The organism is Pseudosulfitobacter sp. DSM 107133, from assembly GCF_022788695.1.
Taxonomy (GTDB): Bacteria; Pseudomonadota; Alphaproteobacteria; order Rhodobacterales; family Rhodobacteraceae; genus Pseudosulfitobacter.
Genome location: NZ_CP085154.1, coordinates 1686629 through 1712695, shown reverse-complemented (window position 1 = coordinate 1712695; position 26067 = coordinate 1686629). Strand labels below are relative to the sequence as shown.

Genomic DNA, 26067 nt, shown 5'->3' with positions numbered 1-26067 from the left:
CCAGATTTCAGAGCAAAGCCGCTCGATTCACCGCGCACAACGTTTCGTGTGCAGCTTGGATCGGGCGGCTTTTGTCGTTTCGCACCTATAAAAGGACACCGGGAATGAAAAACCTTACAACTTTGGCCTTCGGCCTGACCCTCTTGGCCACCACCCCAGTCATGGCCGAACTGCTGGACCTTGAAAAAGACGAGCTGACCTTCGGCTTTATCAAGCTGACCGATATGGCGCCATTGGCCGTGGCCTATGAAAACGGCTATTTCGAAGACGAGGGCCTGTTTGTCACGCTTCAGGCACAGGCCAACTGGAAGGTGCTGCTGGACGGTGTGATCGGCGGGCAGCTGGACGGCGCGCATATGCTGGCAGGTCAACCGCTGGCCGCGACCATCGGCTATGGCACCAAGGCGCATATCATCACCCCCTTTTCGATGGACCTGAACGGCAACGGCATCACGGTGTCCAACGAGATATGGGAACAGATGAAGCCCAATGTTGCGCTGATGGACGACGGCCGCCCCCAGCACCCGATCAGCGCCAGCGCGCTGAAACCGGTGGTCGACAGTTATCGCGACGCGGGCAAGCCGTTCAACATGGGCATGGTGTTCCCTGTGTCGACCCACAATTATGAATTGCGTTACTGGCTGGCCGCCGGTGGCTTGCTGCCGGGCTATTATTCGCCCGGTGACACCTCGGGCCAGATCGGGGCCGAGGTGCTGCTGTCTGTGACACCCCCGCCGCAAATGCCCGCCACGATGGAGGCCGGCACGATCTATGGCTACAGCGTGGGCGAGCCGTGGAACCAGCAGGCGGTGTTCAAGGGCATCGGCGTGCCGGTCATCACCGATTACGAACTGTGGAAGAACAACCCCGAAAAGGTCTTTGGCATTTCGGCTGAATTTGCCGAAGCCAACCCAAACACCACCATCGCCCTGACCAAGGCACTGATCCGCGCGGCCATCTGGCTGGATGACAACGACAACGCGAACCGTGAAGAAGCGGTCGAAATCCTGTCGCGCTCGGAATATGTGGGCGCCGACGAAGAGGTGATCGCGAACTCGATGACCGGCACCTTTGAATACGAAAAAGGTGACACCCGCGAAGTGCCCGATTTCAACGTGTTCTTTCGCTACAACGCCACCTACCCGTTCTATTCCGACGCCATCTGGTATCTGACCCAGATGCGCCGCTGGGGCCAGATTGCCGAACCGAAATCGGACGCATGGTTCATCGACACCGCCAAGGACGTCTACAAGCCCGAAATCTACCTGCAAGCCGCCCGCATGCTGGTGGATGAAGGTCTGGCAGACGAGGCCGATTTCCCATGGGACAGCGACGGGTTCAAGGCGCCCACGCCTGCTGGCGATGTGATCGACGGCATCGGCTATGACGGCAAGGCGCCCAATGCGTACCTCGAAAGCCTGCCCATCGGCCTGAAAGGCGACCAGACCGTCGTCGGCAACGAAGTCAAAGGCTGAACGCGCGCGCTGCCCCGCCATCTGGCGCGGGGCAGCCCCCTACGGCCTTTCCCTGAAACAAACACAAGACGGACCCCCATCATGACCGCAATCGACCCATCGACCCTGGACAGCGAAGCCCGCCGCGCGCGGCTGTTTACACGGATCAACAAGGCAGACGCGTGGTTTCAGGTTCTGGGCCTGGCCTGGGTCACCCCCATGCTGAAAGCCGCCGCCGGAGACAATCCGCGCGCACAACTGGGCGACATCTGGCGTCTTCTGGGCGTGCCGCTGCTGGCCATCGCGCTGTTCCTTGGCGCATGGGCCACGCTGGCCCCGACCGTGCAGACATCGCTGGGCGCGATCCCCGGACCGGCGCAGGTCTGGAAAGAGGCAGGTGATCTGCATCAGGACGCGCGGCGCACATGGAAAAAAGAGGCCGCGTTCTACGAACGCCAGGACGCCCGCAACGCCAAGCTGATCAAAGCGGGCCGCTCCGAAGATGTGAAAGAGCGGATTTATACAGGCCAGCCAACCTATTACCAGCAGATCTTCACCTCGATCAAAACGGTGTTTTTCGGCTTTCTGATCGCCTCGGCCATCGCGATTCCGCTGGGCATCATGGCGGGCCTGTCGGTCACGGCCAATGCCGCGCTGAACCCACTGATCCAGATTTTCAAGCCCGTATCGCCGCTGGCATGGCTGCCCATCGTCACAATGATCGTTTCGGCGGTCTATACCACCAATAACGGTCTGTTTTCGAAATCCTTTCTGGTGTCGGCCATCACCGTGACCCTGTGTTCGCTGTGGCCAACACTGATCAACACCGCTCTGGGCGTGGCCAGCATCGACAAGGATCTGGTCAGCGTCTCGAAAGTGCTGAAAATGAACACCTGGACCAAGATCACCAAACTGGTCCTGCCCTCGGCCCTGCCACTGATCTTTACCGGGTTGCGGCTGTCGCTGGGTGTCGGCTGGATGGTCCTGATTGCCGCCGAGATGCTGGCGCAGAACCCCGGTCTTGGAAAATTCGTCTGGGACGAGTTCCAGAACGGCTCCTCGCAGTCGCTGGCCAAGATCATGGTGGCGGTTTTCACCATCGGCATCATCGGCTTCCTGCTGGATCGCGTCATGTTCGCCTTGCAGTCGATGTTCACCTTTTCGGCGCAGCGGTGAGCGACATGGGTATTATTGAATTTGACAACGTCTCCAAAGGCTTCGGCATCGGTGTTCACCGTGCCGAGGTGCTGAAAAAAATCAATCTGGATGTGCGCGAAGGCGAGTTTGTGGCGATCCTGGGCTTTTCGGGCACCGGCAAATCGACGCTGATGAACCTGATGGCAGGGCTGGAAATGCCCGACGCGGGGGCGGTGCGTTTCAAGGGCGCGCCGATCACCGGACCGGGGCCGGAACGCGGGCTGGTGTTTCAAAGCTATTCGCTGATGCCCTGGCTGACCGTGGGCGGCAACGTGGGGTTGGCCGTGGATGCGGTTGCGCCCAAACTGTCCAAGGCCAAGCGTCAGAAGAAGATCGACCATTATGTGCAGATGGTGGGCCTTGGCCATGCCACCCACCGCCGTCCTGCCGAACTGTCGGGCGGGATGCGCCAGCGGGTGTCGGTGGCGCGCGCGCTGGCGATGGACCCCGAGGTGCTGTTGCTGGACGAACCGCTGTCGGCGCTGGATGCGCTGACGCGGGCCAATCTGGCCGACGAGATCCTTGAAATCTGGGAACGCGACCGCAAGACCTGCATCCTGATTACCAATGACGTGGACGAGGCGATTGTTCTGGCCGACCGGATCATTCCGCTGAACCCTGACGGCACCCTGGGCGCTGCCTTTGACGTGACCCTGCCCCGTCCGCGCGACCGGATGGAAATGAACCACAACGACGCTTTCAAGGCCCTGCGCGCCGAGGTTACCAAATACCTGATGGATGTGGGCATCGAGGCCAAGGTCGAAGACACCCGCCACCTGCCCGATGTCACCCCGATCCACGGCGTGCCTGCGGCAGTGACCGACGCCCAAACAGGGCTGATTGACGACCGGTTTCTGGATTTCTCGCAGCTGCACAAAGTGTACCCGACCCCAAAGGGGCCGCTGACCGTGGTGGAAGATTTCAATCTCAAGATCGACCGGGGCGAGTTTATCAGCCTGATCGGCCATTCGGGCTGTGGCAAATCCACGGTTCTGACCATGGCGGCGGGTCTGAATGAGATTTCCAAGGGCGCGATCAAGCTGGATGGCCGTCATGTCATGGGGGCCGATCCCGAACGCGCCGTGGTGTTCCAATCGCCCAACCTGTTCCCCTGGTTGACTGCCAAAGAGAACGTGGCGATTGGTGTCGACAAGGTTTACCCCCGCGCCTCGCAGGCCGAGCGGCAGGATGTTGTCGAATATTACCTTGAACGCGTCGGTCTGGCCGATGCGATGGACCGGGGGGCGGCGTCGATGTCCAACGGCATGAAACAGCGCGTCGGCATCGCCCGCGCCTTTGCCCTGTCGCCAAAACTGCTGCTGCTGGATGAACCTTTCGGCATGCTCGACAGCCTGACCCGCTGGGAGCTGCAAGAGGTGCTGATGGAGGTCTGGAGCCGCACAAAGGTCACCGCGATCTGCGTGACCCATGATGTCGACGAGGCCATCCTGCTGGCCGACCGCGTGGTGATGATGACCAACGGACCGCAGGCCACCATCGGGCGCATTGTCGACGTCGACCTGCCCCGCCCGCGCACCCGCAAGGCGCTGCTGGAACACCCTGACTATTATCGCTACCGCGCGCAGGTTCTCAGCTTTCTGGAAGAATACGAACACGGGGCAAAACCGAAATCCGCCCCCGTGGCGGACGCCGCGGCCACAGCCAAAGATCAGGAGGCCGCATGATGGACACGATCACACCGATCCCGGATCGCACCTTTATCGAGGTGACAGAGGTCTGGGTGCCCGAAGGCGACCGGCTGGTTCTGGCGGGGGGCAACTATGGCACGCTTGACGCGTTCAAGGCCGCCTCGGGGTCCGAAAGTTTTGCGCGTGGCGAAGGTCTGCCCGGCAAGGCATGGGCCGATGGCCGCCCCGTTGTGCTGAAAGGATTTGAGGGGTCGTATTTCAAACGCACCGCCGCTGCGTCGGCGGCAGGGCTGACCAGCGCCGTGGCGATCCCCGTTTTTAACGGCGACACGCTGATGGCAGTTCTGACCGTTCTGTGCGCCGATGACGACAGCCGCGTGGGCGCCATCGAGGTCTGGCGCGAATCCGACGGTTTGCTGATGCTGGATGACGGCTATTACGGGGCTGCCAAACAGTTTGAATGGGTCTCGCAGCACACGCATTTCCCCTATGGTCAGGGCCTGCCCGGCGGCGTCTGGTCGTCGAAAACGCCGATCCTGATGCGCGATCTGGGCTCGGGCTATCGCTTTATCCGCGCCGACAGCGCGGGCAAGGCCGGGTTGACCACGGGCCTTGGCATTCCGGTGCCGGTGCCGGGGGGCCAGACCTTTGTGCTGACGCTGCTGTCGGCGCTTGGCACGCCCATCGCGCGGCGCTTCGAGATTTGGGACGCGCGCGCCGCAAAGGTCGGCAAGACCGGCGGCGCAATCCTGATCGACGGCATTTGCGCCCGTGACGGCAAGCTGTGGGACGAAGACGCCCCGCGCACCGTTGCCCCGTGGCAAGGCCACATCGGGCGCGTGCTGGGCGGCGGCGTTCCGGTTGTCGAAAGCGGCGTTGCGGGCCTGCCTGCCAATTACAACAGCATCGTTGCCCACCCCATTCACACCGGCGGCGCGCTTTCGCATGTCGTCGCCTGGTATCGCTGAGGAATTTGCCATGAAACATCTTGTTGTCATCGGTGCCGGCATGGCCTCGGGCCGTGTGCTGGAGCACCTGTTTGAAACCGAACCGGGGGCGTACCGCGTCACCCTGTTCAACGCCGAGCCGCGCGGGAACTACAACCGCATCATGCTGTCACCGGTTCTGTCGGGCGAAAAAAGCTATGCCGAGATCGTTACCCATGACGACGACTGGTATGCCCAGCACAACGTCACCTGCCGCTTTGGCGAACGGGTGGTGCATATCGACCGCGCCGCCAAGGTGGTGCGTGGCGAAAACGGCGATGTCGCCTATGACAAGCTGCTGATTGCCACCGGATCGGCGCCGTTCATCATTCCGGTCGAGGGCCACAAGCTGCCCGGCGTCTGCGCCTATCGCGATCTGGACGACACCGAAACCATGATCGAGGCCTGCGCCCAGAACGCCAAGGCTGTGGTGATCGGCGGCGGTTTGTTGGGGCTTGAGGCGGCGGCGGGCCTGCGTTTGCGCGGCATGGATGTGACCGTGCTGCACCTGATGGGCCATCTGATGGAACGCCAGCTGGACCCGGCGGCGGGCTATCTGCTGCGCAAGGATCTGGAACGGCGCGGCATCACCGTGCTGACAGAGGCGTCAACCAAATCCATCCACGGCACCGACCATGTCGAGGCGGTGGAACTGGCCGACGGCACCGTGCTACCCGCCGATCTGGTGGTGATGGCCGTGGGCATCCGCCCCGAGGTGACCGTGGCCAAGATGGCCGAGATCGACACCGGCCGTGGCATTCTGGTGAATGCGCAGATGCAGACATCGGACCCCGATATTCTGGCGGTGGGGGAATGTGTGGAATTCGACGGCCAGTTGTTCGGCCTTGTTGCCCCGCTGTACGACCAGGCCAAAATCGTGGCCGCCAGCCTGCTGGGCGAGGACGCGGCCTTTGTCCCCAAGGAGTTGTCGACCAAACTGAAGGTCACCGGCTGCGATCTGTTCAGTGCGGGTGATTTTGCCGATGGCGAAGGGCGCGACGACATCGTGTTCCGCGACCCGGCGCGCGGCGTCTACAAGCGGCTGGTGCTGGAAGGCAACCGGCTGAAAGGCGCGGTGTTTTACGGCGACACGGCAGACAGCAACTGGTTCTTTGGGCTGATCAAGGATGGCACCGACATCGCAGACATGCGCGAAACGCTGATCTTCGGCCCCGCCTTTCAGGGAGGTGCCCCCGAGGACCCTCTCTCAGCCGTTGCAGCATTGCCGCGTGATGCGGAAATTTGCGGCTGCAACGGCGTGTGCAAAGGTCAGATCGAGGACGCCATCGCCGCCGGTGCCACCGATCTGGGAGCCGTGCGTGCGGTGACCAAGGCGTCGGGTTCTTGCGGCACCTGCACCGGGCTGGTGGAACAGGTGCTGTCGGTCACGCTGGGCGATGCGTTCCAGATGCCCGCCGCGCAGTCGATCTGCGCCTGCACTGACCTGACCCACGAAGACGTGCGCCGCATGATCAAGGGCCAGGAGCTGAAGTCGATGGAGGCGGTCTGGCAGGAATGCGGCTGGAAAACCTCGTGTGGCTGCCACATCTGCCGTCCGGCGCTGAACTTTTACCTGCTGGCCGACTGGCCGCTGGACTACCGCGACGATCCGCAAAGCCGGTTCATCAACGAACGCAAACATGCCAACATCCAGAAGGATGGCACGTTTTCGGTGGTGCCGCGCATGTGGGGGGGCATCACCAACGCCGCCGAACTGCGCGCCATTGCCGATGCGGCTGACAAATACAACGTGCCCACGGTCAAGGTGACCGGCGGCCAGCGCATCGACCTGCTGGGTGTGCGCGGCGAGGATCTGCCCGCGATCTGGGCCGACCTGAACCGTGCGGGCATGGTCTCGGGCCATGCCTATTCCAAGGGTCTGCGCACGGTGAAAACCTGCGTGGGCACCGATCACTGCCGCTTTGGCACGCAGGACAGCACCGGGCTTGGCATCAAGCTGGAAAAGGCGCTGTGGGGGTCATGGACACCGCATAAGGTCAAACTGGCGGTGTCGGGCTGCCCGCGCAACTGCGCCGAGGCAACCTGCAAGGATGTCGGTGTGGTCTGTGTCGACTCCGGCTATGAAATCGGGGTTGGCGGTGCCGCCGGCATGGATCTGAAAGAGATCGAACCGCTGGCCAAGGCCACGACAGAACAAGAGGCGATCGACATCACCATCGCCTTTGTCCAGCTGTACCGCGAACATGCGCGCTATCTTGATCGGTCCTACAAGTTCATCGCCAAGGTCGGCATCGACTGGGTGCGTGAACGGGTCATCGACGATCTGGACGAACGCGCCGCGCTGATTGCGCGGTTCGAACTGTCGCAAACCATCTACCGCACCGACCCATGGGCCGCGCATGTGGATGAGCAGGCCGAAACCTATCACCCCCTTGCAAACCTGACACTGGAGGCTGCGGAATGAGCAACTGGATCGACATCGCCGCCCTGACGGCCATCCCGCAGCGCGGCGCGCGGGTGGTCAAGACCGCGCATGGCTGCGTGGCCGTGTTCCGCACCGCCGAGGATCAGGTTTTTGCCCTGAACAACGCCTGCCCGCACAAGGCGGGGCCATTGGCCGAGGGCATCGTGCATGGCAAGGCAGTGACCTGCCCGCTGCACAACTGGGTGATTTCGCTGGAAACCGGCATGGTGCAAGGCGCGGATCAGGGTCAGGTCACCACCTATCCTGCCCGCGTCGAAGACGGGCGCATTCTGCTGGACGCCACGTTTCTGCGCACACGGGCCGTGGCATGACGCTGACGCGCACCGCCTGCCCCTATTGCGGCGTCGGCTGCGGCGTTCTGGCGGGCGCAGACGGCACCATCAAGGGCGACCCGGACCATCCGTCAAACTTCGGGCGGCTGTGTTCCAAAGGCGCGGCATTGGGCGAGACCATCGACCTTGAGGGGCGTCTGTTGCAGCCCATGGCCGACGGCAAGCCAACCGATTGGGACAGCGCGCTGGACCGTGTGGCGGGGGAATTCCAACATGCGCTGCGTTCCTATGGGCCCGACAGCGTGGCATTCTATGTCTCGGGGCAATTGCTGAGCGAGGATTACTATGTCGCCAACAAGCTGATGAAGGGTTTCATCGGTTCGGCCAATATCGACACCAATTCGCGGCTGTGCATGGCGTCCTCGGTGGCAGGGCACAAACGCGCCTTTGGCACCGACACGGTGCCCGGAAATTACGAGGATCTGGAACAGGCCGATCTGATCGTACTGGTGGGATCGAACCTTGCGTGGTGCCATCCGGTGCTGCACCAGCGCATCGCGGCGGCCAAGGCGGCGCGCCCCGATATGCGGGTGGTCAACATCGACCCGCGCCGCACGGCCACCAGCGATCTGGCCGACACGCACCTGCGTATCACCCCCGATGGCGACGTCGCCCTGTTCAACGGGCTGCTGGCGCATCTGGCAGACGGTGGTGCGCTGGATCTGGCCTATGTGCAGGACCACGTCACCGGTTGCCACGCCGCCGTCAGCGCCGCGCGCGCATCCGATCCGCGCGACACCGGCCTGAGCGATGCCGAGCTGCATGATTTTTATGCCCTCTGGGCCGGAACGCCCCGCGTCGTCACCGTGTTTTCCCAAGGGGTGAACCAGTCGACCAGCGGCACCGACAAGGTCAACGCGATCCTCAACTGCCATCTGGCCACAGGGCGCATCGGCACCCCCGGCTGCGGCCCCTTCTCGGTCACCGGCCAGCCCAACGCCATGGGCGGGCGCGAGGTGGGCGGGCTGTCGAATATGCTGGCCAACCATCTGGACATCGAAAACCCCGACCACCGCGCCGCCGTGCAAGGGTTCTGGAACAGCCCCACCATATGCACCACCGCAGGGCGCAAGGCGGTGGATCTGTTCGACGCCTGCGCCGCCGGCACGATCAAGGCACTGTGGGTGATTTCAACCAATCCCGCCGTCAGCCTGCCCGATGCCGACCATGTGGCCCGCGCCATCGCCAATGTGCCTTTTGTCGCGGTCACCGACATCATGGCGCGCACCGATACGGGCGATCTGGCCGATGTGCTGCTGCCCGCAACCGGCTGGGGTGAAAAAGACGGCACCGTCACCAATTCGGAACGCCGGATTTCGCGCCAACGGGCGTTTCTGCCTGCGCCCGGACAGGCCCGCCCCGACTGGCAGATTATCTGCGACGTAGCCGCGCGCATGGGCTGGGGCGATGCCTTTGCCTATGACGGGCCTGCCGACATCTTTGCGGAATATGTCGCCCTGTCCCAGGCCACCGCCGACTTTGGCCGCGATCTGGACCTCAGCGGCTGGGCCGATGCGGACTATGCGCAGATGTTGCCCCGCCAGTGGCCCCATAACAGCAAACGTTTCTTTGCCGACGGACAGTTCTTTCATGCAGACGGCAAGGCGCGGATGGTCGCACTGACCCCGCCCGCGCGGCAGGCCGGCGACGGCTTTGTCCTGAACACAGGCCGCATTCGCGACCAGTGGCACACGATGACACGCACCGGAAAATCCCCGCGCCTTAGCGCCCATCTGGCCGAGCCCTATCTGGATATTCACCCCGATGACGCGGCCAAACTTGGCCTGACAGCCGCCCAACTGGTACGGGTGTCGGGTACATCGGGTCATGCCACACTGCGCGCACGGCTGACGCCGGATGTGGCCCCCGGCACGCTGTTTGCACCAATGCACTGGACCCGCCAGCTGAGCGCCGGCGGCTGGGTCAATGCGACCGTGCACGGCGCGGTCGATCCGGTCTCGGGGCAGCCTGCGCTGAAACACGGGAGGGTGACGCTGGCCGCCTGCGCGCCCGCGTGGTTCGGCTTTGTTGCCAGTTGCAGCCCCCTGACGCCAAGAACCGATTACGCTGCCATCGCGCGCACCGCGACAGGCTGGCAGGCCGAGGTTGCCTCGGACTCCGCAGTCACCGACTGGGCAGAAAGCATCCGCGCCCTGACCGGCATCGCCGGCGGCGAGGTGGCGGTGATGCAGGACGCGCGCACCGGCACCGCGCGCGCTGCGATTGTGGAAAACGGCACATTGGCCGCCCTGTTGTTCGCAGGCCCCGCACCGGTGGCGCTGTCGCGTGGCCATGTTGCGGGCCTGATCGGCACCGAAACCTCGGCGTTGCTGGCACTGGCAGGACGCGCGGGCGCGGGACAATCCGACCCCGGCCCGACCGTCTGCGCCTGTTTCAATGTCGGGCTGAACACCCTGCGCGATGCGGCCGCCGCGGGCCACGACAGCGTGCCCGCATTGGGCGCGGCAACGCTCGCAGGCACAAATTGCGGGTCATGCAAGCCCGAACTGGCTGCCATACTGATGCAAATCTCGCAGAAAGTGGCCGCCGAATGACCCTGTCCCCCTATGTCCGGATCGTTGCCCGTGGCGCGGGCCGTGCCCGCCCGCTGGAGTTTTCCGAAGCACGCGCCGCGCTGGAGGTGATTTTGGACGGGGCCGCCGAAGCCGAAGCGGTGGGCGCCTTGCTGATGGTGCTGCGCCTGCGCGGCGAAACGGCCGAGGAAATCGCAGGCTTTACCGCCGCGCTGCGCTCTTTTGTGCATGTGAAGATGCCACAAGCCGATCTTGACTGGCCCTGCTATGCAGCCGGGCGCACCCGCGGCGCGCCGCTGTTTCTGCTGGCCGCGCGTCTGGTGGCCCAATGCGGATACAGCGTGTCGCTGCACGGCTGGAACAGCCACCAGCAAACCAGCGCCTCGGTCCGCGATTTTCTGGAACCGCTTGGCATCGGCGGCATCGGCAGCGGTGCCATCACCTATGCCCCGCTCGAAGAGCTGTGCCCCGAGGCCTATCATCTGGTGCGCCTGCGCGATGTCTTTGGCCTGCGCTCCTGCATCAACACGGTGCTGCGCATGTGGAACCCGTCGCGGGCCAGCGCCTCGGTGCAGGGCGTGTTCCACCCCAGCTATCGCGGGCTTCAGGCCACGGCGGCGCACAGTCTGAACCAGCAACACCTGACCATCATCAAGGGCGGTGGCGGCGAATTTGAACGCCACCCCGGCAAGACCACGCAGGTTTTTGGCCTGCGCGACGGGCACCACATCCAGATGCCCTGCCCCGCGCTGGTCGACGACACACGCAAGCTGCACGAACCCGATCAGGCCGTCGACATGATGGACCTGTGGCACGACCGTGCCCGGGACGACTTTGCCACGGCCACGGTGATTGGCACCGCCGGTCTGGCGCTGTGGACATTGGGCGCAGCTGCGGATGTGGCCGCCGCCGACGCCTTGGCCGCGCGCCTGTGGGACACCCGACTGACCAGCGAAAGCATACTGACATGAAAACCTTTCCGATGTTCCTGACCATGCAAGGCCGGCGCGTGGTGATTGCGGGCGGTGGTGAACAGGCCGCGCAAAAATGCCGGTTGATGCTGAAGACCGAGGCCCGCATCTGCCTGCTGGCGGACAGGCTTGACCCCGAGCTGGAGGCCCTGCATCACGCTGGCCGCGTGGAGTGGCACGCGGGGCCGATCACTGCGGCGCAGTTTGCTGACACGGCGCTGGTGTTTATCGCCACCGGCAGTGGCGCGGCAGATGCCTGCCTGCACAGGCTGGCAAAAGCCGCCGGCGCATTGGTCAACGTGGTCGACCGCCCCGACCTGTGCGATGCAATCACGCCGTCGATTGTCGACCGCGATCCGGTGGTCGTGGCCATCGGCACCGAAGGCACCGCCCCCGTTCTGGCCCGCCAGATCAAAACGCGCGTGGAACAGATGCTGGAACCGCGCCTGGGCGATCTGGCCGCCGTGGCGGGACGTTTGCGCGATCTGGCCGCGCAGCGTCTGGCCCCGCGCGCGCGCCGTGATCTGTGGCGCTGGGTTTTTGACGGTCCGGTGCGCCTCCGCCATGCGCGCGGGGGCGAACGTGCGGCGGCGGCTATGATCAAGGACACGATCATGGCGGGCACCCTGCCCGACGCAGCGCCTGCCGCTGTCGCTCTGGTGGGGGCCGGTCCGGGGTCCAAGGACCTGATCACCCTGCGCGGTGTGCAGCGTCTGCAAGAGGCTGACGTGATCTTTTACGACCGTCTGGTCGATCCCGAGGTGCTGGAACTGGCACGCCGCGACGCGACGCGGGTCTATGTCGGCAAGGCACCCGCCGCACACAGCATGACCCAAGCCCAGATCAACGGCGTGATCGTGGCCGCCGCCCGTCAGGGCAAGCGCGTGGTGCGGCTGAAATGTGGTGATCCGGGCGTGTTCGCACGCGGCGCGGACGAGGCTGCGGCTCTGGCCGAAGCCGGAATTCCCTGCGAGATCGTTCCCGGTGTGACCGCTGCGAGCGCTGCGGCAGCAGGCACCGGCAGCTTTCTGACCGAACGCGGGGCCATCGACACGCTGGTGCTGACCACCGCGCGCAACGAAACCGCAGACGACCGCCCCGACTGGCCCAGCCAGCTGCATCCCGGCGTGCGGGTCGCGGTCTATATGGGGGTCAGCGAGGCACCGCGCATTCAGGCAATGCTGGAAACCCACCCGTTGCGCGATGCCATCACGATTGAAATCGTCGCCAATGCGCAGATGCCCGACCAGCGCAGCCTGCGCTGTGGCGTGTCCGACATGGTTCAGGCGCTGGCAGACAACGGCATCCGCAACACCGCAATCATCTTTGTCAGCGTGCGCAAGGACGCTGTGCGAGCCCGCCCCGCCCTGCGCGTGGTCGAGGCGCTGGCCTGACGCAGGGAGGCGTCAGGCCAGCCAGAGTATCAGGGCCGTTTCTGCCCGTCGCCGTGCACGAAATATTTGAAACTGGTCAGCTGCTCGGCCCCAACGGGGCCACGCGCGTGCATCTTGCCCGTGGCAATGCCAATCTCGGCGCCCATGCCAAATTCGCCCCCGTCGGAAAACTGGGTCGAGGCGTTGTGCATCACCACAGCCGAATCCACAGCCGTCATGAACCGGCGCGCGGCGCTGACATCCTCGGCAACGATAGCGTCGGTGTGACCCGACGAATGGGCCTGCACAAAGGCAATGCCTTGCTCCAGACCATCGACAATGCGCACCGACATGATGTTGCTCAGATATTCGGTGTCCCAGTCCTCATCCCTGGCCGCAATCATATCGGGCACGATCCCGCAGGCCGCCGCATCGCCGCGCAGTTCGCAATCGTGCAAGGCCTGCGCCAACTGCGGCAGCACCCTGTCCGCAATCGCGGCATCAATCACCACGCATTCCGTCGCCCCGCAGATTCCTGTGCGGCGCATCTTGGCGTTCTGCACGATGCCAACCGCCTTTTCGATATCGGCGCTGGCGTGAATATAGGTGTGGTTGTTGCCATCCAGATGCAGCAGCGTCGGCACCCGCGCCTCTTTCTGCACCAGAGACACCAACCCGCGCCCGCCGCGCGGGATCACCAGATCGACAGTCTCCGTGCTGTGCAACAGCAGCTTGACCGCCGCGCGGTCGCGGGTGTCGACCAGCTGCACCGCATCCTGTGGCAGACCAGCCGCGCGCAGACCCTGCGCCATGCAGTCCACAATCACCCGCGACGAACGCAGGCTTTCCGAGCCACCGCGCAGGATCACCGCATTGCCCGACTTTATGCACAGCGCACCGGCGTCCGATCCGACATTGGGGCGCGATTCATAAATCATCGCAATCACGCCAATCGGCACGCTGACACGTTCAATCTTCAACCCGTTGGGACGCTCGAAGGTGGCCAGGGTGCGCCCCAGAGGGTCATCCTGTGCCGCAATGGCGTCAAGGGCATCAGCCATGCCTGCCACACGCTCTGCGTTCAACGTCAGACGGTCGACAAAGGCAGCATCCTTGCCGCTGTCCTTTACCGCCGCCACATCCTGCGCATTGGCACGCAGCAGTTCGTTCATGTTGGCGCGCAGTGCTTCCGCGGCCCAGGTCAGCGCCAGATTGCGCTGTTCGGCGGAGGCCATGGCCAGCCCCTGCGCCGCCGCTTTGGCGCGCGCGCCCAGATCAGCGACAATGGTTTCAATGCTGCCTTCGGCTCTTTCGAGGGTCGTGGTGTTCATATCGCTCACTCCTGAAAATGGCTTACTTCAATGCAACGGCGCGGTCATATGCAGCATGAACAGTGTCGTTCAGCAGCGCGTGCAACTGCCCGTCGCGCATCAGCTGCTCAAGACCTGCCTGGGTGGTGCCGTTCTTGCTGGTGACGGAATTGCGCAGATCTTCCAGTGTCTCGTCTGACTGGCGCGCGGCCTCTACCGTGCCGGTGATGGTGTCGAAAACCAGTGCGCGCGACGTGGCTTCGTCAAAGCCCAGATCCATCGCGGCAGCCACATAGCTGCGCAGCATTTCAAACACATAGCCCGGCCCGCTGCCGCTGATTGCGGTCAGCCGGTCAATCCGGTCCTCGCTGTCAACCGGCACACAGGTGCCTGTCTGGGCAATCCAGGCGGTCACGTCGGCGGTTTGCTCGGCACTGCACCGGGCGTTGGCAAAAAGCCCTGAAACCCCCAGACCCACCATCGCCGCCAAATTCGGCATCACGCGCACAATCGCACGGTCCCCCACAATGGCCGAGATCGACGCCACGCTACAGCCCGCCGCGATCGAGACAAAGCAGCCATCCGGCTTGAGCGCAAAGGCATAGTCGGGCAGCACCTCGGCAATCATTTGCGGCTTGATCGCAATCAGGATCACATCGAACTCAGCTCCGGACAAAGATGTCGCTTTTGACACATGGCGCACGCTTGCGGGCAGGTCGGGTTTGACCGGATCGGCGACCGTAAAGCTATTGCCGCCATCCTTCACCCATTGGCGCAACATCGCGCCGCCCATCTTGCCACATCCGATCAGAAGTATGTTCATTTTCGTCTCCGCTTGGTCCGAAAGGTCTTGCTCCGAAACACAGGCGGCTGCGTTTCGAGGATGCCAGATCGTCCGGATTTTATTTTCCGTCGCCGCAGGGCAGCATGTGATGCCGCATTGCAGCACCTTACGCCAGCCCGTTTGCATTCACGTACGGGGTACATGTTATACAACGGCGAATCATTAGAGGCTCCAGTGCTACAGGTCAGCGCCACGAATGGCAAACTGACGCCGCATATGTGAGCAAAAACAAAAAGATATAGGAGCAGCACATGACCAGGAAGAAAAAGATTGTCGTTAAGATCGGGTCCAGCCTGTTGGCAAACGAAGACAATCTGACCCTGCGCTACGCCTTTATGAACGGATTGATGAGCGATCTGGCGCAACTGCAAAAAGCCGGGAAAGACATCATTCTGACCTCCTCCGGCTCGGTTGCTTTGGGGCTGAACATGGTGGGAAAACGCCCCGAAGATGCGGGCATTCTGGACAAGCAGGCGGCCGCCGCCTGTGGTCAGCCACTGTTGATGAACGCCTATCGTCAGGTCGCGTCCGAATACGAACTGGACGTGGCCCAGATGCTGGTGACGGTCGAGGATATGGAAGACCGCCGCCGGTTTTTGAACATCAAGAACACCATGATGAAGTTGTTCGAAAACGACATCCTGCCGATCATCAACGAGAACGACTCGGTCGCCACCCGCGACCTGCGCGTGGGTGATAACGACCGTCTGTCAGCCAAAGTGGCGCAGATGGTGCAAGCGGATCTGCTGATTATCCTGACCAGCGTCGAGGGCCTGTTTGACCGCGACCCGTCAGACCCCGACGCCAAATTCATCGCCGAGCTTGAAGATGTGACCGAGCACCTGGAATCCACCACCGGCATCAGCGATCTGGGCAGCGGCGGTATGCTGACCAAGATGCTGGCCGCCAATATGGCCCAGAATGCCGGCGTCGAGACGATTATCGCCGAGGGCATTATCGAACGCCCCATCACCTCACTGCTCGCAGAAGAGCGCCGTTATACCCGTTGTCTGGTCACCGGCGAAACCGCGTCGCCGTTGAAAATCTGGCTGAGCAACCGCTTGCAGGTCTCGGGCACGCTGGTGGTGTCAAACGCTGTCGCGGACGCAGTTGTGGCAGGCAATTGCGGGATCAGCCGTGGTGATATCATCTCGATCCAGGGCGATTTCACCAAGGGCGATGTGCTGCACATGTACAACGAAAGCGGCGTCGAAGTGGCACGCGGGCTGACCAACTTCAGTTCCGAAGAGATCATGCTGCTGGCGCGCAATCTGGACATGCCCGTCGAGGCCGTGATCGGCTACAAGACCAAAAGCGACGTGATCGGGGCCGAGAACATCCTTGTGCTCGACGACAACCACCTGCTGCTGGACGCGCCGGAAGATGACCAGAAGCTGGTTGTACCGGTTTAAACTTTAAAGAGATCAGGGGCGGGGTGCGTTCACGCGCCCTGCCCTAATCTTTTCAGAACCAAGCCAAATCCTTGGAGCTTACGCTTGAACGGACAATCCGCGCATTACACGCGCGGTGAACAGGCTATTGAGCCGCGCATTTGTCACTGTCGGATATTGGTGGAAAAATGGTGGGTGATAAGGGATTTGAACCCCTGACATCTTCGATGTGAACGAAGCGCTCTACCACTGAGCTAATCACCCCTGCGGGGGCAGATACAAAACTGCGGCCCCCCTTGCAAGAGGCCGCATAACATTTCTGCCCAGAAAGCGCAGCACCTATTCGGATGTGTCCTCGGCTGCCGCGTTGGCCGCTGCGATGGCTTCGGGTTTGCGCTGGCGGATCTTGGTGGTCAGGACGCGGGCTTTGACCATGTCCTTGGCGCGGCGCACCTTGACGCTGCCAAAGGGATGCAGGTTCAGCTCGCGACCGTCGCGCAGGGCGTTGCCCATGACTTTCAGCATCGCTTCGACCACCGGCTTGGCGTCTTTCTTCTTGGCGCCCGAGGCCGCGACAACCGCGTCGATCAATTCCTTTTTGCGCATCATCGGTCCGGGCACGACCTGTTCAGCGCCGCCGGATGTGTTGTCGACAACGGCTTTGGGCGCTGTGGCGGCCTTGCTGGTGCGGGCTGTCGTGGTCGCTGTGGCGGCCTTGGTCGCGGCGGCAGCGGTGGCTGCGGCGCTTTTGGTGGCCGTGGTGGTTTTCGGGGTCGTGGTGGTTTTCGACGTTGCCATGCTTATGCCTTTGGTCACGTGTGAAGATTGGAACAAGTCTATGCAGCTTTCGTATATATTTCCACTAAACTGTGAGGCGCTGGACCGTATCAGGCACTCTTTCGACATGTTTTGCCCCTGAAATCGGCCGCACAGACCCTTGGTCTGTGCGTTGAGTGACCTGAAACAAAAAACGCCCCGCAGTTTCCTGCGAGGCGCTCATATTGTTTCTGGGCATCAGGTCAGTGCGCCGTGGCGCCTGTGCCCGTGTCTTTTGAAGCGGCCGCAGCGGCAGCGGCCTCTTCTGCGACTTCGTCCCATTCAATCGGCTCGGGCTCGCGCACCAGCGCGTGCTTCAGAACCTCGGACACATGGCTGACCGGAATGATCGTCATGCCCTGCTTCACGTTGTCAGGGATTTCGGCCATGTCCTTTTCGTTTTCCTGCGGAATCAGCACCGTTTTGATGCCACCGCGCAGCGCTGCAAGCAGCTTTTCCTTCAACCCGCCGATGGGCATGGCGTTGCCGCGCAGGCTGACCTCGCCCGTCATCGCGATATCCTTGCGCACGGGGATCTGGGTCAGAACCGACACAATCGACGTGACCATTGCCAGACCGGCCGAGGGGCCGTCCTTGGGGGTGGCGCCGTCAGGGACGTGCACATGGATGTCGATCTTGTCGAACTTGGTCGGCTTCACCCCGATTTTCGGACTGATCGACCGCACATAGCTGGATGCCGCGTCGATGCTTTCTTTCATCACGTCGCCCAGTTTGCCTGTGGTCTTCATCCGGCCCTTGCCCGGCAGGCGCAAGGCTTCGATCTGCAACAGTTCGCCGCCGACCGAGGTATAGGCCAGCCCGGTGACAACACCGATCTGGTCCTCAAGCTCGGCCAGACCATAGCGGTGTTTGCGCACGCCCAGGAATTCGTCAAGGTTTTCGGACGTCACCGAAACGGTTTCGACCTCTTTCTTGACGATCTTGGTCAGCGATTTACGCGCCACCTTGGCAATTTCGCGTTCCAGATTCCGCACGCCCGCTTCGCGCGTGTAATAGCGGATGATGTCGGTCAACCCTTCGTCGGTCAGCTCGAACTCGGACTTTTTCAGGCCGTGGTTCTTGATCTGCTTGGCCAGCAGGTGATGCTTGGCGATCTCGCGCTTTTCGTCCTCGGTGTAGCCGGCCAGCGGGATGATCTCCATCCGGTCCAGAAGCGGTCCGGGCATGTTGTAGCTGTTCGACGTGGTCAGGAACATCACGTTTGACAGGTCATATTCGACCTCAAGATAGTGATCGACGAATGTGCCGTTTTGTTCCGGGTCCAGCACCTCAAGCATGGCCGACGCTGGGTCACCACGGAAATCCTGCCCCATCTTGTCAATTTCATCGAGCAAGATCAGCGGGTTCGTGGTTTTCGCCTTTTTCAGCGCCTGGATGATCTTGCCGGGCATGGAGCCGATATAGGTCCGACGGTGGCCACGGATTTCGGACTCATCGCGCACACCGCCAAGGCTGATGCGGATGAATTCGCGGCCCGTCGCCTTGGCCACGGATTTGCCCAAAGATGTCTTGCCGACGCCCGGAGGGCCGACAAGGCACATGATCGGGCCTTTCATCTTTTTGCTGCGCTGTTGCACGGCCAGATATTCGACGATCCGTTCCTTGACCTTCTCAAGGCCATAGTGATCGTCATCCAGCACCTTCTGGGCGCGGCCCAGGTCCTTTTTGACGCGCGATTTCACGCCCCACGGGATCGACAGCATCCAGTCAAGATAGTTGCGCACAACGGTGGCCTCGGCGCTCATCGGGCTCATGTTCTTGAGCTTCTTGATCTCGCCTTCTGCCTTTTCACGGGCTTCCTTGCTCAGCTTGGTTTCGGCAATCTTGGCTTCCAGTTCGGCAATCTCGTTCTTGCCGTCCTCGCCGTCGCCCAGCTCTTGCTGGATCGCCTTCATCTGTTCGTTCAGATAATATTCGCGCTGGGTCCGCTCCATCTGGGATTTCACGCGGGTCTTGATCTTTTTCTCGACCTGAAGGACGGACATTTCGCCCTGCATCAGGCCATAGACCTTCTCAAGCCGCTCGGAAATGCTGAGGGTCTCCAGAAGCTCTTGTTTCTGGTTCACTTCAATGCCCAGATGGCCCGCAACAAGGTCTGCCAGCTTGGCAGGCTCGACGGTGTCGCTGACCGCTGTCAGCGCCTCTTCGGGGACATTCTTGCGCACTTTTGCATAGCGTTCGAATTCATCCGCCACGGTGCGCAACAGCGCCTCGGTGGTGGTGACATCGCCCGGCATCTCGGTCAGATACTCGGCGCGTGCCTCAAAGAAGTTGTCGTTTTCAAGATATTCGGTGATGCGCACCCGCGCCTGCCCTTCGACCAGCACCTTGACGGTGCCATCGGGCAGTTTCAGCAGTTGCAGCACATTTGCCAGCACGCCGGCCTTGTAGATGCCAGTGGCTTCGGGATCGTCCTCGGACGGGTCAATCTGGCTGGACAGCAGGATTTGCTTGTCGTCTGCCATCACCTCTTCGAGGGCGCGCACCGATTTGTCGCGGCCGACAAACAGCGGCACGATCATATGCGGAAACACCACAATGTCGCGCAGCGGCAAAACCGGATACGAAGCGTTAAGGGGCTCTTGCATGCTCTTTTCCTTATCTAGCAAGACGACCGGTCCCTGTTTCGGCAACCTTCGTCGTCTCCTTGTTGCAGTCTTGTAACTGTGTTTGACCACGGCCTGTTTCAAGGTTTCACAATGACGGGCCGTGCGGGCCTGTGCAATGGGACCTTGTAAACTGCGCGAGATTTTTACCCCCTTTTTGCACTTTTTCAGGCTGAAAATGTACAAAATTGGCGTTTGTAGGCCCCGATTGGCAATGCGATCACAATTGTTCGATGTCCCCATCGGCGCGGGCGGCATGAAACGCCGCCTGCCAACCTGCGAAGGTGCCTGCGGCAATTGCTGCGCGCATTTCGCCCATGATCTGCTGGAAATAATGCAGATTGTGCCAGGTCAGCAGCATCGAGCTGATCATTTCCTGACTGCGGAACACATGATGCAGATAGGCGCGCGAATAGTTCGTGCAGGCCGGACATGTGCAGGCGTCGTCAATCGGGCGCGGGTCGTCCTGATGGCGGGCGTTCTTGATGTTCAGCACGCCGTGGCGGGTGAACACCTGCCCCGTGCGCCCCGAGCGCGACGGCAGCACGCAATCCATCATGTCGATGCCACGGGCCACGGCACCGACAATGTCGTCAGGTTTGCCCACGCCCATCAGGTAACGCGGCTTGTCCTGCGGCAACTGGTCGGGCGCAAAGTCCAGACAGCCGAACATGGCCTCCTGCCCCTCGCCCACGGCCAGACCGCCGACGGCATAGCCGTCAAAGCCGATCTGCGTCAGCGCCTCGGCGCTTTCCGCGCGCAGGTCTTCCTCAAGCCCGCCCTGCTGGATGCCAAACAGCGCATGGCCCGGACGGTCACCAAAGGCATCGCGCGACCGCTGTGCCCACCGCATCGACAGGCGCATGCTTTCGGCAATCCGCGCCTTGTCGGCGGGCAGCGCGGGGCACTCGTCGAAACACATCACGATGTCCGAGCCCAGCAGCTTTTGAATCTCCATTGACCGTTCCGGCGTGATCTCGTGACGCGAGCCGTCGATATGGCTTTTGAAGGTCACGCCCTTTTCGGTCAGCTTGCGCAGGGCCGCGAGGCTCATCACCTGAAAACCGCCTGAATCGGTCAGGATCGGCTTGTCCCAGTTCATGAACTTGTGCAGCCCGCCCAGCCGGTCAATGCGTTCCGCTGTGGGGCGCAACATCAGGTGATAGGTGTTGCCCAGCAGGATGTCCGCCCCCGTCGCCGCCACGCTTTCGGGCAGCATTGCCTTGACGGTGGCCGCCGTGCCCACCGGCATAAAGGCGGGCGTGCGGATGTCGCCGCGCGGTGTCGACAGAACGCCGGTGCGGGCCTTGCCGTCGGTGGCATCCTTGCGGAAGGTGATGGTTGTCATGGGGCACCTCTTGCGTGTTTGATGCGCGGCCTAGACCGGATGGATTAAACTTGCAATCCATAGGGCAGCGGCGGATATTTCATCATCATATCATGAATGGATTGCACCAGTGCCCCTCGAAGACCAACTGATCGCCCTCGCCCAGGACAATGTTGTCTATCTCCTTGCCGCCCTTTTGCTGGTGGTTCTGGTGTTCAAATCGGTCCAGATCGTGCCGCAGTCCGAACAGCATGTGGTGCAACGCTTTGGCCGTCTGCGCGCGGTTCTGGGGCCGGGGATCAATATGATCGTGCCGTTTATCGACCATGTGGCGCACAAGATTTCGATTCTGGAACGCCAGTTGCCCACCGCCAGTCAGGACGCGATCACCCGCGACAACGTGCTGGTGCAGGTGGATACGTCGGTGTTCTACCGCATCACCGAACCGGAAAAGACCGTGTACCGCATCCGTGACGTGGATGGGGCCATTTCGACCACCGTGGCGGGCATTGTGCGCGCCGAGATCGGCAAGATGGACCTCGACGAGGTTCAGGCGAACCGCTCGTCGCTGATCACCACGATCAAGGCCAATGTCGAGGATGCGGTGGACAACTGGGGCATCGAAGTGACCCGCGCCGAAATTCTGGACGTGAATCTGGATGCCGCAACCCGTGCCGCGATGATGCAACAGCTGAACGCCGAACGCGCCCGCCGCGCACAGGTAACCGAGGCCGAGGGCAAGAAACGCGCCGTCGAACTGGGGGCCGACGCCGAGCTATACGCGTCGGAGCAGTCGGCCAAGGCCCGCCGCGTGCTGGCCGACGCCGAAGCCTATGCAACCGAGGTCGTGGCCAAGGCGATTTCCGAACACGGGATTGAGGCTGCACAGTATCAGGTGGCGTTGAAACAGGTCGAGGCGCTGAACGCACTGGGCAACGGTACGGGCAAGCAGACCATCGTTGTGCCAGCCGCCGCGCTTGAGGCCTTTGGGGATGCGTTCAAACTGTTGAAAGGCCGCGGCTGATGGCGGGTCTGGTTGGAATCTGGTGGGTCTGGCTGGCCGTTGCCATCGCCTTGGGCGTGGTCGAGGTGCTGCTGCCCGGTTTTATCTTTCTGGGCTTTGCACTGGGGGCGCTGGCCATGGCCGCGCTGGTGGGGCTGGTCACCTCGTCGATGACCGTGGCCATGTCGCTTGCGGCCTTTGCCGCACTCTCGTTGCTGGCGTGGATCGTGCTGCGACTGGCATTCCGCCGCCAAAGCTCGGGCGCACGGCGGGTGATGCACGATATCAACGATTGATCTGTGGAAGTCAGCAAATCGTTTTGCCCAATTCGTCAGGGACGAATGGCTCTGCACCCGTGACCAGCAACGAAAGCGGCCCTTCTCTGCTCCTTAGGCGGAATGTCATCAGTGCGGACGAAGCTGCCATCCACCAAAGCCCGGAATCAAGGTGCGTAGCACCGCCGGGCAGCGCCCGACCGCCCGTCGCACCAAAGGTGCGCCATCTACAGTAGGCACGCCTCTGGCGTGACGGGCGGGCGCTTTCTCACTGTATCGCGTTTCTTCATCCCCACGCCAAAGACGAGAAATAAAGTGGAGGCCACTGACGTCGCGATGCCCACCCGCGGTCGGGCGTTGCCCTGTGTTGCACGGTAACTCACGGAGCTCGAATCTGCCTTTCGCGGCGCCCTTCCAGAACGACCGCTTCTGGCGCGGCTCCGTTTTGAATTTCCTCCCTGATTGCAAGAGACAACTTTCCATCCAGACGACCTGCGCGCTCCGAGCGCGTGCCAATTTGGCGACAGTATCGCAAGAGCCGGTGCCCGCGCCCCGCCTGATCACGTTGCGCACCCATGCCGCGCCGTGGCATAAAGCGCAAAAGGAGCCGCGATGAACCAGATGCAGTCCCCCGATCCTGTCACCTGCGATGTGACCGATGGCGTGGCCACGCTGACCCTTGGGGGCGGTGTGGCCCATGCGCTGTCGCTGGGCATGATCAAGGCGCTGCATGGCCTTTTGGACGATCTGGCATCGGATCCGTCGGCGCGCGTTGTGCTGCTGAGCGGGCCGGGCCATATCTTTTGCGCCGGTCACGACCTCAAGGAAATCGCGCACCACCGCGCAGATGCGGATCAGGGCCATGCCTATCTGACCGAATTGTTCGACGCCTGCGCCGGGATGATGATTGCGCTGGCCACCTTCCCCAAGCCGACCATCGCCATGGTGGACGGCATTGCCACGGCGGCGGGGCTGCAACTGGTGGCCTCGTGCGATCTGGCCTTTGCCAGTCCGCGCGCCACCGTTTGCCTGCCCGGTGTGACCAACGGCGGCTTTTGTACGACCCCCGCAGTGGCCGTGTCGCGCAGCGTCGGGCCCAAGCATCTGATGGACCTGACCCTGTCCGGGACACCCAAAAGCGCCGACTGGGCCATGGCCGCGGGGCTGTTCAACCGCGTCATTGCTTCCGAAACGCTGACCGCTGAAACGCTGGCCTTCGCCATCACGCTGGCCACCCGCAACCCCGGCCCGATTGCGGCAGGCAAGGCCGCGTTGCAACAACACCGCGATCTTTCACTGCGCGATGCCTATGCGCTTGCAACGCCGGTGATGATAGATCATTTCATGGATCCCGGCCGACTGGCCATCGAGGCCTCCAAAGCCGCCCCCAAAGCGACCAAGGGCTGATCGCCATCCTCTTTACACCTTTGACATACATGCCGCGCCACACTGGCGCCGCCCGCCTTTGACAGGAGTACCCAATGGACAGTCTACATTTCGGCTGGGAAGAATGGATCGGATTGCCCGAACTGGGTCTGCCCGCGCTCAAGGCCAAGATCGACACCGGCGCGCGCACCTCGGCGCTGCATGCCCATGACATCGAAGTGTTCGGCCCCGCTGCCAAACCCAAGGTGCGCTTCAACGTCTACCCTGTCGCAGGACAGACGCAGGTGCAGGTGACCTGTTCAGCCGAAATCAAGGACCGCCGCGAGGTGACCTCGTCCAACGGCGAATCCGAACTGCGCTATGTGATCGAAACCACGCTGGAGGTCGCAGGCCAGTCGTGGCCCATCGAGGTTACACTGACCGACCGCTCCGGCATGACCAGCCGCATGTTGCTGGGTCGTCAGGCCTTGCAGGATCACATTTCGATCACCGCCACGGAAAAACGCCTGCAACCTGACCTCAGCTATGATGTCTACCATTCCGCCGCCGTGCGCCGCGCCGCGCCCCAGCGTGCCCTGCGCATCGCCGTGCTGAGCCGCGAGGACAATTATTCCACCCGCCGTCTGGTCGAGGTTGGCGAGGCACGCGGCCACACGGTCGAGGTTATCGACACCACCCGTTGTTATATGGCAATCAACACCATGGCACCCGAGGTGCATTACGACGGCAAGCGCCTGCCCCGCTATGATGCCATCGTGCCGCGCATCGGCGCGTCGATCACGCCCTATGGCACCGCCGTGATCCGCCAGTTCGAAACCATCGGCACCTATTGCGTCAACGGCAGCGCCGGCATCACCGCCAGCCGCGACAAGCTGCACGCGCATCAGGTGCTGGCCAGCAAGCGTATCGGCATGCCGACCACCGCCTTTGCCGCTTCGCCCAAGGACACGGGCAATCTGATCGGTCTGGTGGGCGCGGCCCCGCTGATCGTGAAACTGCTGGAATCGACCCAAGGCAAGGGCGTGGTCCTGGCCGAGACCAAGAAGGCCGCCGAAAGCGTCATCGACGCCTTTCGCGGCCTGCGCGCCAACTTTCTGGTGCAACAGTTTGTCAAGGAAGCGGCGGGCGAAGACATCCGCTGTCTGGTGATTGACGGCAAGGTGGTCGCATCCATGAAACGCACCGGAGCCGAGGGCGATTTCCGTTCGAACCTGCACCGGGGCGGGTCGGCCAAAACCGTGCGCATCACCAAGGAAGAACGCGATACCGCCCTGCGCGCCGCGCGGGCCTTTGGGCTGGGCAAGGCGGGCGTTGACCTGTTGCGCTCGGAAAACGGGCCGAAGGTGCTTGAGGTGAACTCCTCCCCCGGTTTCGAGGGCATCGAGAAGGCCACTGGCAAGGACATCGTCGGTATGCTCTACGACATGATCGAGGCACGGGTGAAACCGCAGCCGGTGCGCAAGCGCAAGGGGTGAGGTGATATGGCATCCGGTTTTGACGCAGTGCAGCGCGTTGTCTGAATCCGTACAACGGGGCTGCGTTGCATGATATTGCCTCATACGCCAGGCGCTGACCCGAACCGAACATTCATAAGGCCAGCCGCCAAGATCCGATGAACTGGACCAAGTGTGCTTGCGCAAAAGGCTGCTTGTAGTGATTGTTCGACAAACGGTTGCGAAACCAACCGGCAACGCCTTCCGGGTCCGCAGGGCACGTCCCGCGCGCGACGGTCTTGCCATCATGATCGACAACGCAGATCGAAATTTCTTTCAGTGACACATCCAAACCAGCATAATGTTCCATAGGTCGTTCTCCTCACGGCTAATATCCATGAGGCCAACATACCGGACCTCGTTCGCCACCGGAGAGCGACCGCCGCAATCACACCATGTCGTTATTGGAGCGCAGTGAATGGCGGCAAGGAGCCCAGAGTTACCTCACAACACAGGGCAACGCCCGACCGCGGGTGGGCATCACCACATGGGTGGATGCTCCTTAATTTCTATGCTTTGGCGTGGGGATGAAGAAACGCAATACAGCGAAGAAGCGCCCGCCCATGGGGCGGTCGGGCGCTGCCCGGCGGCACTGCGTGCCTCGATTCCGGGCTTTGGTGGATGGGGTTGGCGTTTGAGGGCGCTGCCCGGCG

General features: G+C 62.4%; 20 protein-coding genes and 1 tRNA gene. 14 read left to right on the top strand and 7 right to left on the bottom strand.

Annotated features, from left to right (window positions below; translation table 11 throughout):
* Nucleotides 1–104 precede the first annotated feature (104 nt).
* The 9 genes from DSM107133_RS08405 (at nucleotide 105) to cysG (ending at nucleotide 12963) form a co-directional block, all read left to right on the top strand.
* On the top strand, nucleotides 105–1475 hold the full coding sequence (locus DSM107133_RS08405; protein WP_114295710.1) for a CmpA/NrtA family ABC transporter substrate-binding protein: 1371 nt from the start codon (nucleotides 105–107) through the stop codon (nucleotides 1473–1475).
* A gap of 81 nt (nucleotides 1476–1556) precedes the next feature.
* Complete coding sequence (locus DSM107133_RS08400; protein WP_114295711.1) at nucleotides 1557–2630, top strand: ABC transporter permease; 1074 nt, start codon at nucleotides 1557–1559, stop codon at nucleotides 2628–2630.
* Between the two features lie 5 nt (nucleotides 2631–2635).
* Nucleotides 2636–4336 carry an ABC transporter ATP-binding protein gene (locus DSM107133_RS08395; RefSeq protein ID WP_114295712.1) on the top strand — a complete coding sequence of 567 codons (1701 nt, stop codon included), beginning with the start codon at nucleotides 2636–2638 and terminating at the stop codon, nucleotides 4334–4336.
* The gene (locus tag DSM107133_RS08390) at nucleotides 4333–5268 is read left to right on the top strand and encodes a GAF domain-containing protein (protein WP_240310711.1); all 936 of its coding nucleotides are present in this window, start codon (nucleotides 4333–4335) and stop codon (nucleotides 5266–5268) included. Before DSM107133_RS08395 ends, DSM107133_RS08390 begins: the two co-directional genes overlap by 4 nt.
* Nucleotides 5269–5278: 10 nt before the next feature.
* Nucleotides 5279–7711, top strand: coding sequence for a nitrite reductase large subunit NirB (nirB, locus tag DSM107133_RS08385; protein WP_114295758.1), 2433 nt, complete (start codon nucleotides 5279–5281; stop codon nucleotides 7709–7711).
* Nucleotides 7708–8043 (top strand): nitrite reductase small subunit NirD, encoded by a 336-nt coding sequence (gene nirD / locus DSM107133_RS08380; protein WP_114295713.1) that lies wholly within the window; start codon nucleotides 7708–7710, stop codon nucleotides 8041–8043. Before nirB ends, nirD begins: the two co-directional genes overlap by 4 nt.
* Complete coding sequence (locus DSM107133_RS08375) at nucleotides 8040–10619, top strand: nitrate reductase (protein ID WP_114295714.1); 2580 nt, start codon at nucleotides 8040–8042, stop codon at nucleotides 10617–10619. The genes nirD and DSM107133_RS08375 overlap by 4 nt, the downstream gene beginning before the upstream one ends.
* Complete coding sequence (locus DSM107133_RS08370; protein ID WP_114295715.1) at nucleotides 10616–11569, top strand: glycosyl transferase family protein; 954 nt, start codon at nucleotides 10616–10618, stop codon at nucleotides 11567–11569. The genes DSM107133_RS08375 and DSM107133_RS08370 overlap by 4 nt, the downstream gene beginning before the upstream one ends.
* Nucleotides 11566–12963 (top strand): siroheme synthase CysG, encoded by a 1398-nt coding sequence (gene cysG / locus DSM107133_RS08365; protein ID WP_114295716.1) that lies wholly within the window; start codon nucleotides 11566–11568, stop codon nucleotides 12961–12963. Before DSM107133_RS08370 ends, cysG begins: the two co-directional genes overlap by 4 nt.
* A gap of 29 nt (nucleotides 12964–12992) precedes the next feature.
* Here the strand turns inward: cysG and DSM107133_RS08360 are convergent, their stop codons facing one another.
* Nucleotides 12993–14273 (bottom strand): glutamate-5-semialdehyde dehydrogenase, encoded by a 1281-nt coding sequence (locus DSM107133_RS08360; RefSeq protein ID WP_114295717.1) that lies wholly within the window; start codon nucleotides 14271–14273, stop codon nucleotides 12993–12995.
* A gap of 22 nt (nucleotides 14274–14295) precedes the next feature.
* Nucleotides 14296–15075 carry a pyrroline-5-carboxylate reductase gene (gene proC / locus DSM107133_RS08355; protein ID WP_114295718.1) on the bottom strand — a complete coding sequence of 260 codons (780 nt, stop codon included), beginning with the start codon at nucleotides 15073–15075 and terminating at the stop codon, nucleotides 14296–14298.
* 272 nt (nucleotides 15076–15347) lie between these two features.
* On the opposite strand from proC, the gene proB reads away from it, so the two are divergent.
* On the top strand, nucleotides 15348–16508 hold the full coding sequence (gene proB, locus DSM107133_RS08350) for a glutamate 5-kinase (RefSeq protein ID WP_114295719.1): 1161 nt from the start codon (nucleotides 15348–15350) through the stop codon (nucleotides 16506–16508).
* A 168-nt stretch (nucleotides 16509–16676) separates the two neighbouring features.
* Here proB and DSM107133_RS08345 read toward each other — a convergent pair.
* From DSM107133_RS08345 to tgt, 4 genes are all read right to left on the bottom strand, one after another.
* Nucleotides 16677–16751, bottom strand: a tRNA-Val gene (locus DSM107133_RS08345).
* Nucleotides 16752–16826: 75 nt separating this feature from the next.
* A complete protein-coding gene (locus tag DSM107133_RS08340) occupies nucleotides 16827–17285 on the bottom strand; it encodes an HU family DNA-binding protein (RefSeq protein ID WP_114295720.1) in 459 nt (152 codons plus the stop codon).
* A 221-nt stretch (nucleotides 17286–17506) separates the two neighbouring features.
* Nucleotides 17507–19912 carry an endopeptidase La gene (gene lon, locus DSM107133_RS08335; RefSeq protein WP_114295721.1) on the bottom strand — a complete coding sequence of 802 codons (2406 nt, stop codon included), beginning with the start codon at nucleotides 19910–19912 and terminating at the stop codon, nucleotides 17507–17509.
* 238 nt (nucleotides 19913–20150) lie between these two features.
* Complete coding sequence (tgt, locus tag DSM107133_RS08330) at nucleotides 20151–21278, bottom strand: tRNA guanosine(34) transglycosylase Tgt (RefSeq protein ID WP_114295722.1); 1128 nt, start codon at nucleotides 21276–21278, stop codon at nucleotides 20151–20153.
* Nucleotides 21279–21387: 109 nt separating this feature from the next.
* Here tgt and DSM107133_RS08325 point away from each other — a divergent pair, with 109 nt between their 5' ends.
* The 4 genes from DSM107133_RS08325 (at nucleotide 21388) to rimK (ending at nucleotide 25396) form a co-directional block, all read left to right on the top strand.
* Nucleotides 21388–22281, top strand: a complete 894-nt coding sequence (locus DSM107133_RS08325; protein ID WP_114295723.1) for an SPFH domain-containing protein — start codon at nucleotides 21388–21390, stop codon at nucleotides 22279–22281.
* Nucleotides 22281–22556 (top strand): hypothetical protein, encoded by a 276-nt coding sequence (locus tag DSM107133_RS08320; RefSeq protein WP_114295724.1) that lies wholly within the window; start codon nucleotides 22281–22283, stop codon nucleotides 22554–22556. Before DSM107133_RS08325 ends, DSM107133_RS08320 begins: the two co-directional genes overlap by 1 nt.
* Nucleotides 22557–23147: 591 nt before the next feature.
* Entirely contained in the window at nucleotides 23148–23942 is a 795-nt protein-coding gene (locus DSM107133_RS08315; RefSeq protein WP_114295725.1) for an enoyl-CoA hydratase-related protein, read from the top strand.
* Nucleotides 23943–24016: 74 nt separating this feature from the next.
* On the top strand, nucleotides 24017–25396 hold the full coding sequence (gene rimK / locus DSM107133_RS08310; RefSeq protein WP_114295726.1) for a 30S ribosomal protein S6--L-glutamate ligase: 1380 nt from the start codon (nucleotides 24017–24019) through the stop codon (nucleotides 25394–25396).
* A 112-nt stretch (nucleotides 25397–25508) separates the two neighbouring features.
* Here the strand turns inward: rimK and DSM107133_RS08305 are convergent, their stop codons facing one another.
* On the bottom strand, nucleotides 25509–25724 hold the full coding sequence (locus DSM107133_RS08305; protein ID WP_240310712.1) for an IS110 family transposase: 216 nt from the start codon (nucleotides 25722–25724) through the stop codon (nucleotides 25509–25511).
* Nucleotides 25725–26067: the final 343 nt, after the last annotated feature.

What these genes read in the sequence shown, in the direction of transcription:
- DSM107133_RS08400 (WP_114295711.1), top strand. Translation starts at nt 1,557, where the DNA reads ATGACCGCAATCGACCCATCGACCCTGGACAGCGAAGCCCGCCGCGCG.
- nirD (WP_114295713.1), top strand. Translation starts at nt 7,708, where the DNA reads ATGAGCAACTGGATCGACATCGCCGCCCTGACGGCCATCCCGCAGCGC.
- tgt (WP_114295722.1), bottom strand. Translation starts at nt 21,278, where the DNA reads ATGACAACCATCACCTTCCGCAAGGATGCCACCGACGGCAAGGCCCGC.
- DSM107133_RS08390 (WP_240310711.1), top strand. Translation starts at nt 4,333, where the DNA reads ATGATGGACACGATCACACCGATCCCGGATCGCACCTTTATCGAGGTG.
- nirB (WP_114295758.1), top strand. Translation starts at nt 5,279, where the DNA reads ATGAAACATCTTGTTGTCATCGGTGCCGGCATGGCCTCGGGCCGTGTG.
- proC (WP_114295718.1), bottom strand. Translation starts at nt 15,075, where the DNA reads ATGAACATACTTCTGATCGGATGTGGCAAGATGGGCGGCGCGATGTTG.
- DSM107133_RS08305 (WP_240310712.1), bottom strand. Translation starts at nt 25,724, where the DNA reads ATGGAACATTATGCTGGTTTGGATGTGTCACTGAAAGAAATTTCGATC.
- rimK (WP_114295726.1), top strand. Translation starts at nt 24,017, where the DNA reads ATGGACAGTCTACATTTCGGCTGGGAAGAATGGATCGGATTGCCCGAA.
- proB (WP_114295719.1), top strand. Translation starts at nt 15,348, where the DNA reads ATGACCAGGAAGAAAAAGATTGTCGTTAAGATCGGGTCCAGCCTGTTG.
- DSM107133_RS08340 (WP_114295720.1), bottom strand. Translation starts at nt 17,285, where the DNA reads ATGGCAACGTCGAAAACCACCACGACCCCGAAAACCACCACGGCCACC.
- DSM107133_RS08315 (WP_114295725.1), top strand. Translation starts at nt 23,148, where the DNA reads ATGAACCAGATGCAGTCCCCCGATCCTGTCACCTGCGATGTGACCGAT.
- cysG (WP_114295716.1), top strand. Translation starts at nt 11,566, where the DNA reads ATGAAAACCTTTCCGATGTTCCTGACCATGCAAGGCCGGCGCGTGGTG.
- DSM107133_RS08395 (WP_114295712.1), top strand. Translation starts at nt 2,636, where the DNA reads ATGGGTATTATTGAATTTGACAACGTCTCCAAAGGCTTCGGCATCGGT.
- DSM107133_RS08320 (WP_114295724.1), top strand. Translation starts at nt 22,281, where the DNA reads ATGGCGGGTCTGGTTGGAATCTGGTGGGTCTGGCTGGCCGTTGCCATC.
- lon (WP_114295721.1), bottom strand. Translation starts at nt 19,912, where the DNA reads ATGCAAGAGCCCCTTAACGCTTCGTATCCGGTTTTGCCGCTGCGCGAC.
- DSM107133_RS08375 (WP_114295714.1), top strand. Translation starts at nt 8,040, where the DNA reads ATGACGCTGACGCGCACCGCCTGCCCCTATTGCGGCGTCGGCTGCGGC.
- DSM107133_RS08360 (WP_114295717.1), bottom strand. Translation starts at nt 14,273, where the DNA reads ATGAACACCACGACCCTCGAAAGAGCCGAAGGCAGCATTGAAACCATT.
- DSM107133_RS08405 (WP_114295710.1), top strand. Translation starts at nt 105, where the DNA reads ATGAAAAACCTTACAACTTTGGCCTTCGGCCTGACCCTCTTGGCCACC.
- DSM107133_RS08370 (WP_114295715.1), top strand. Translation starts at nt 10,616, where the DNA reads ATGACCCTGTCCCCCTATGTCCGGATCGTTGCCCGTGGCGCGGGCCGT.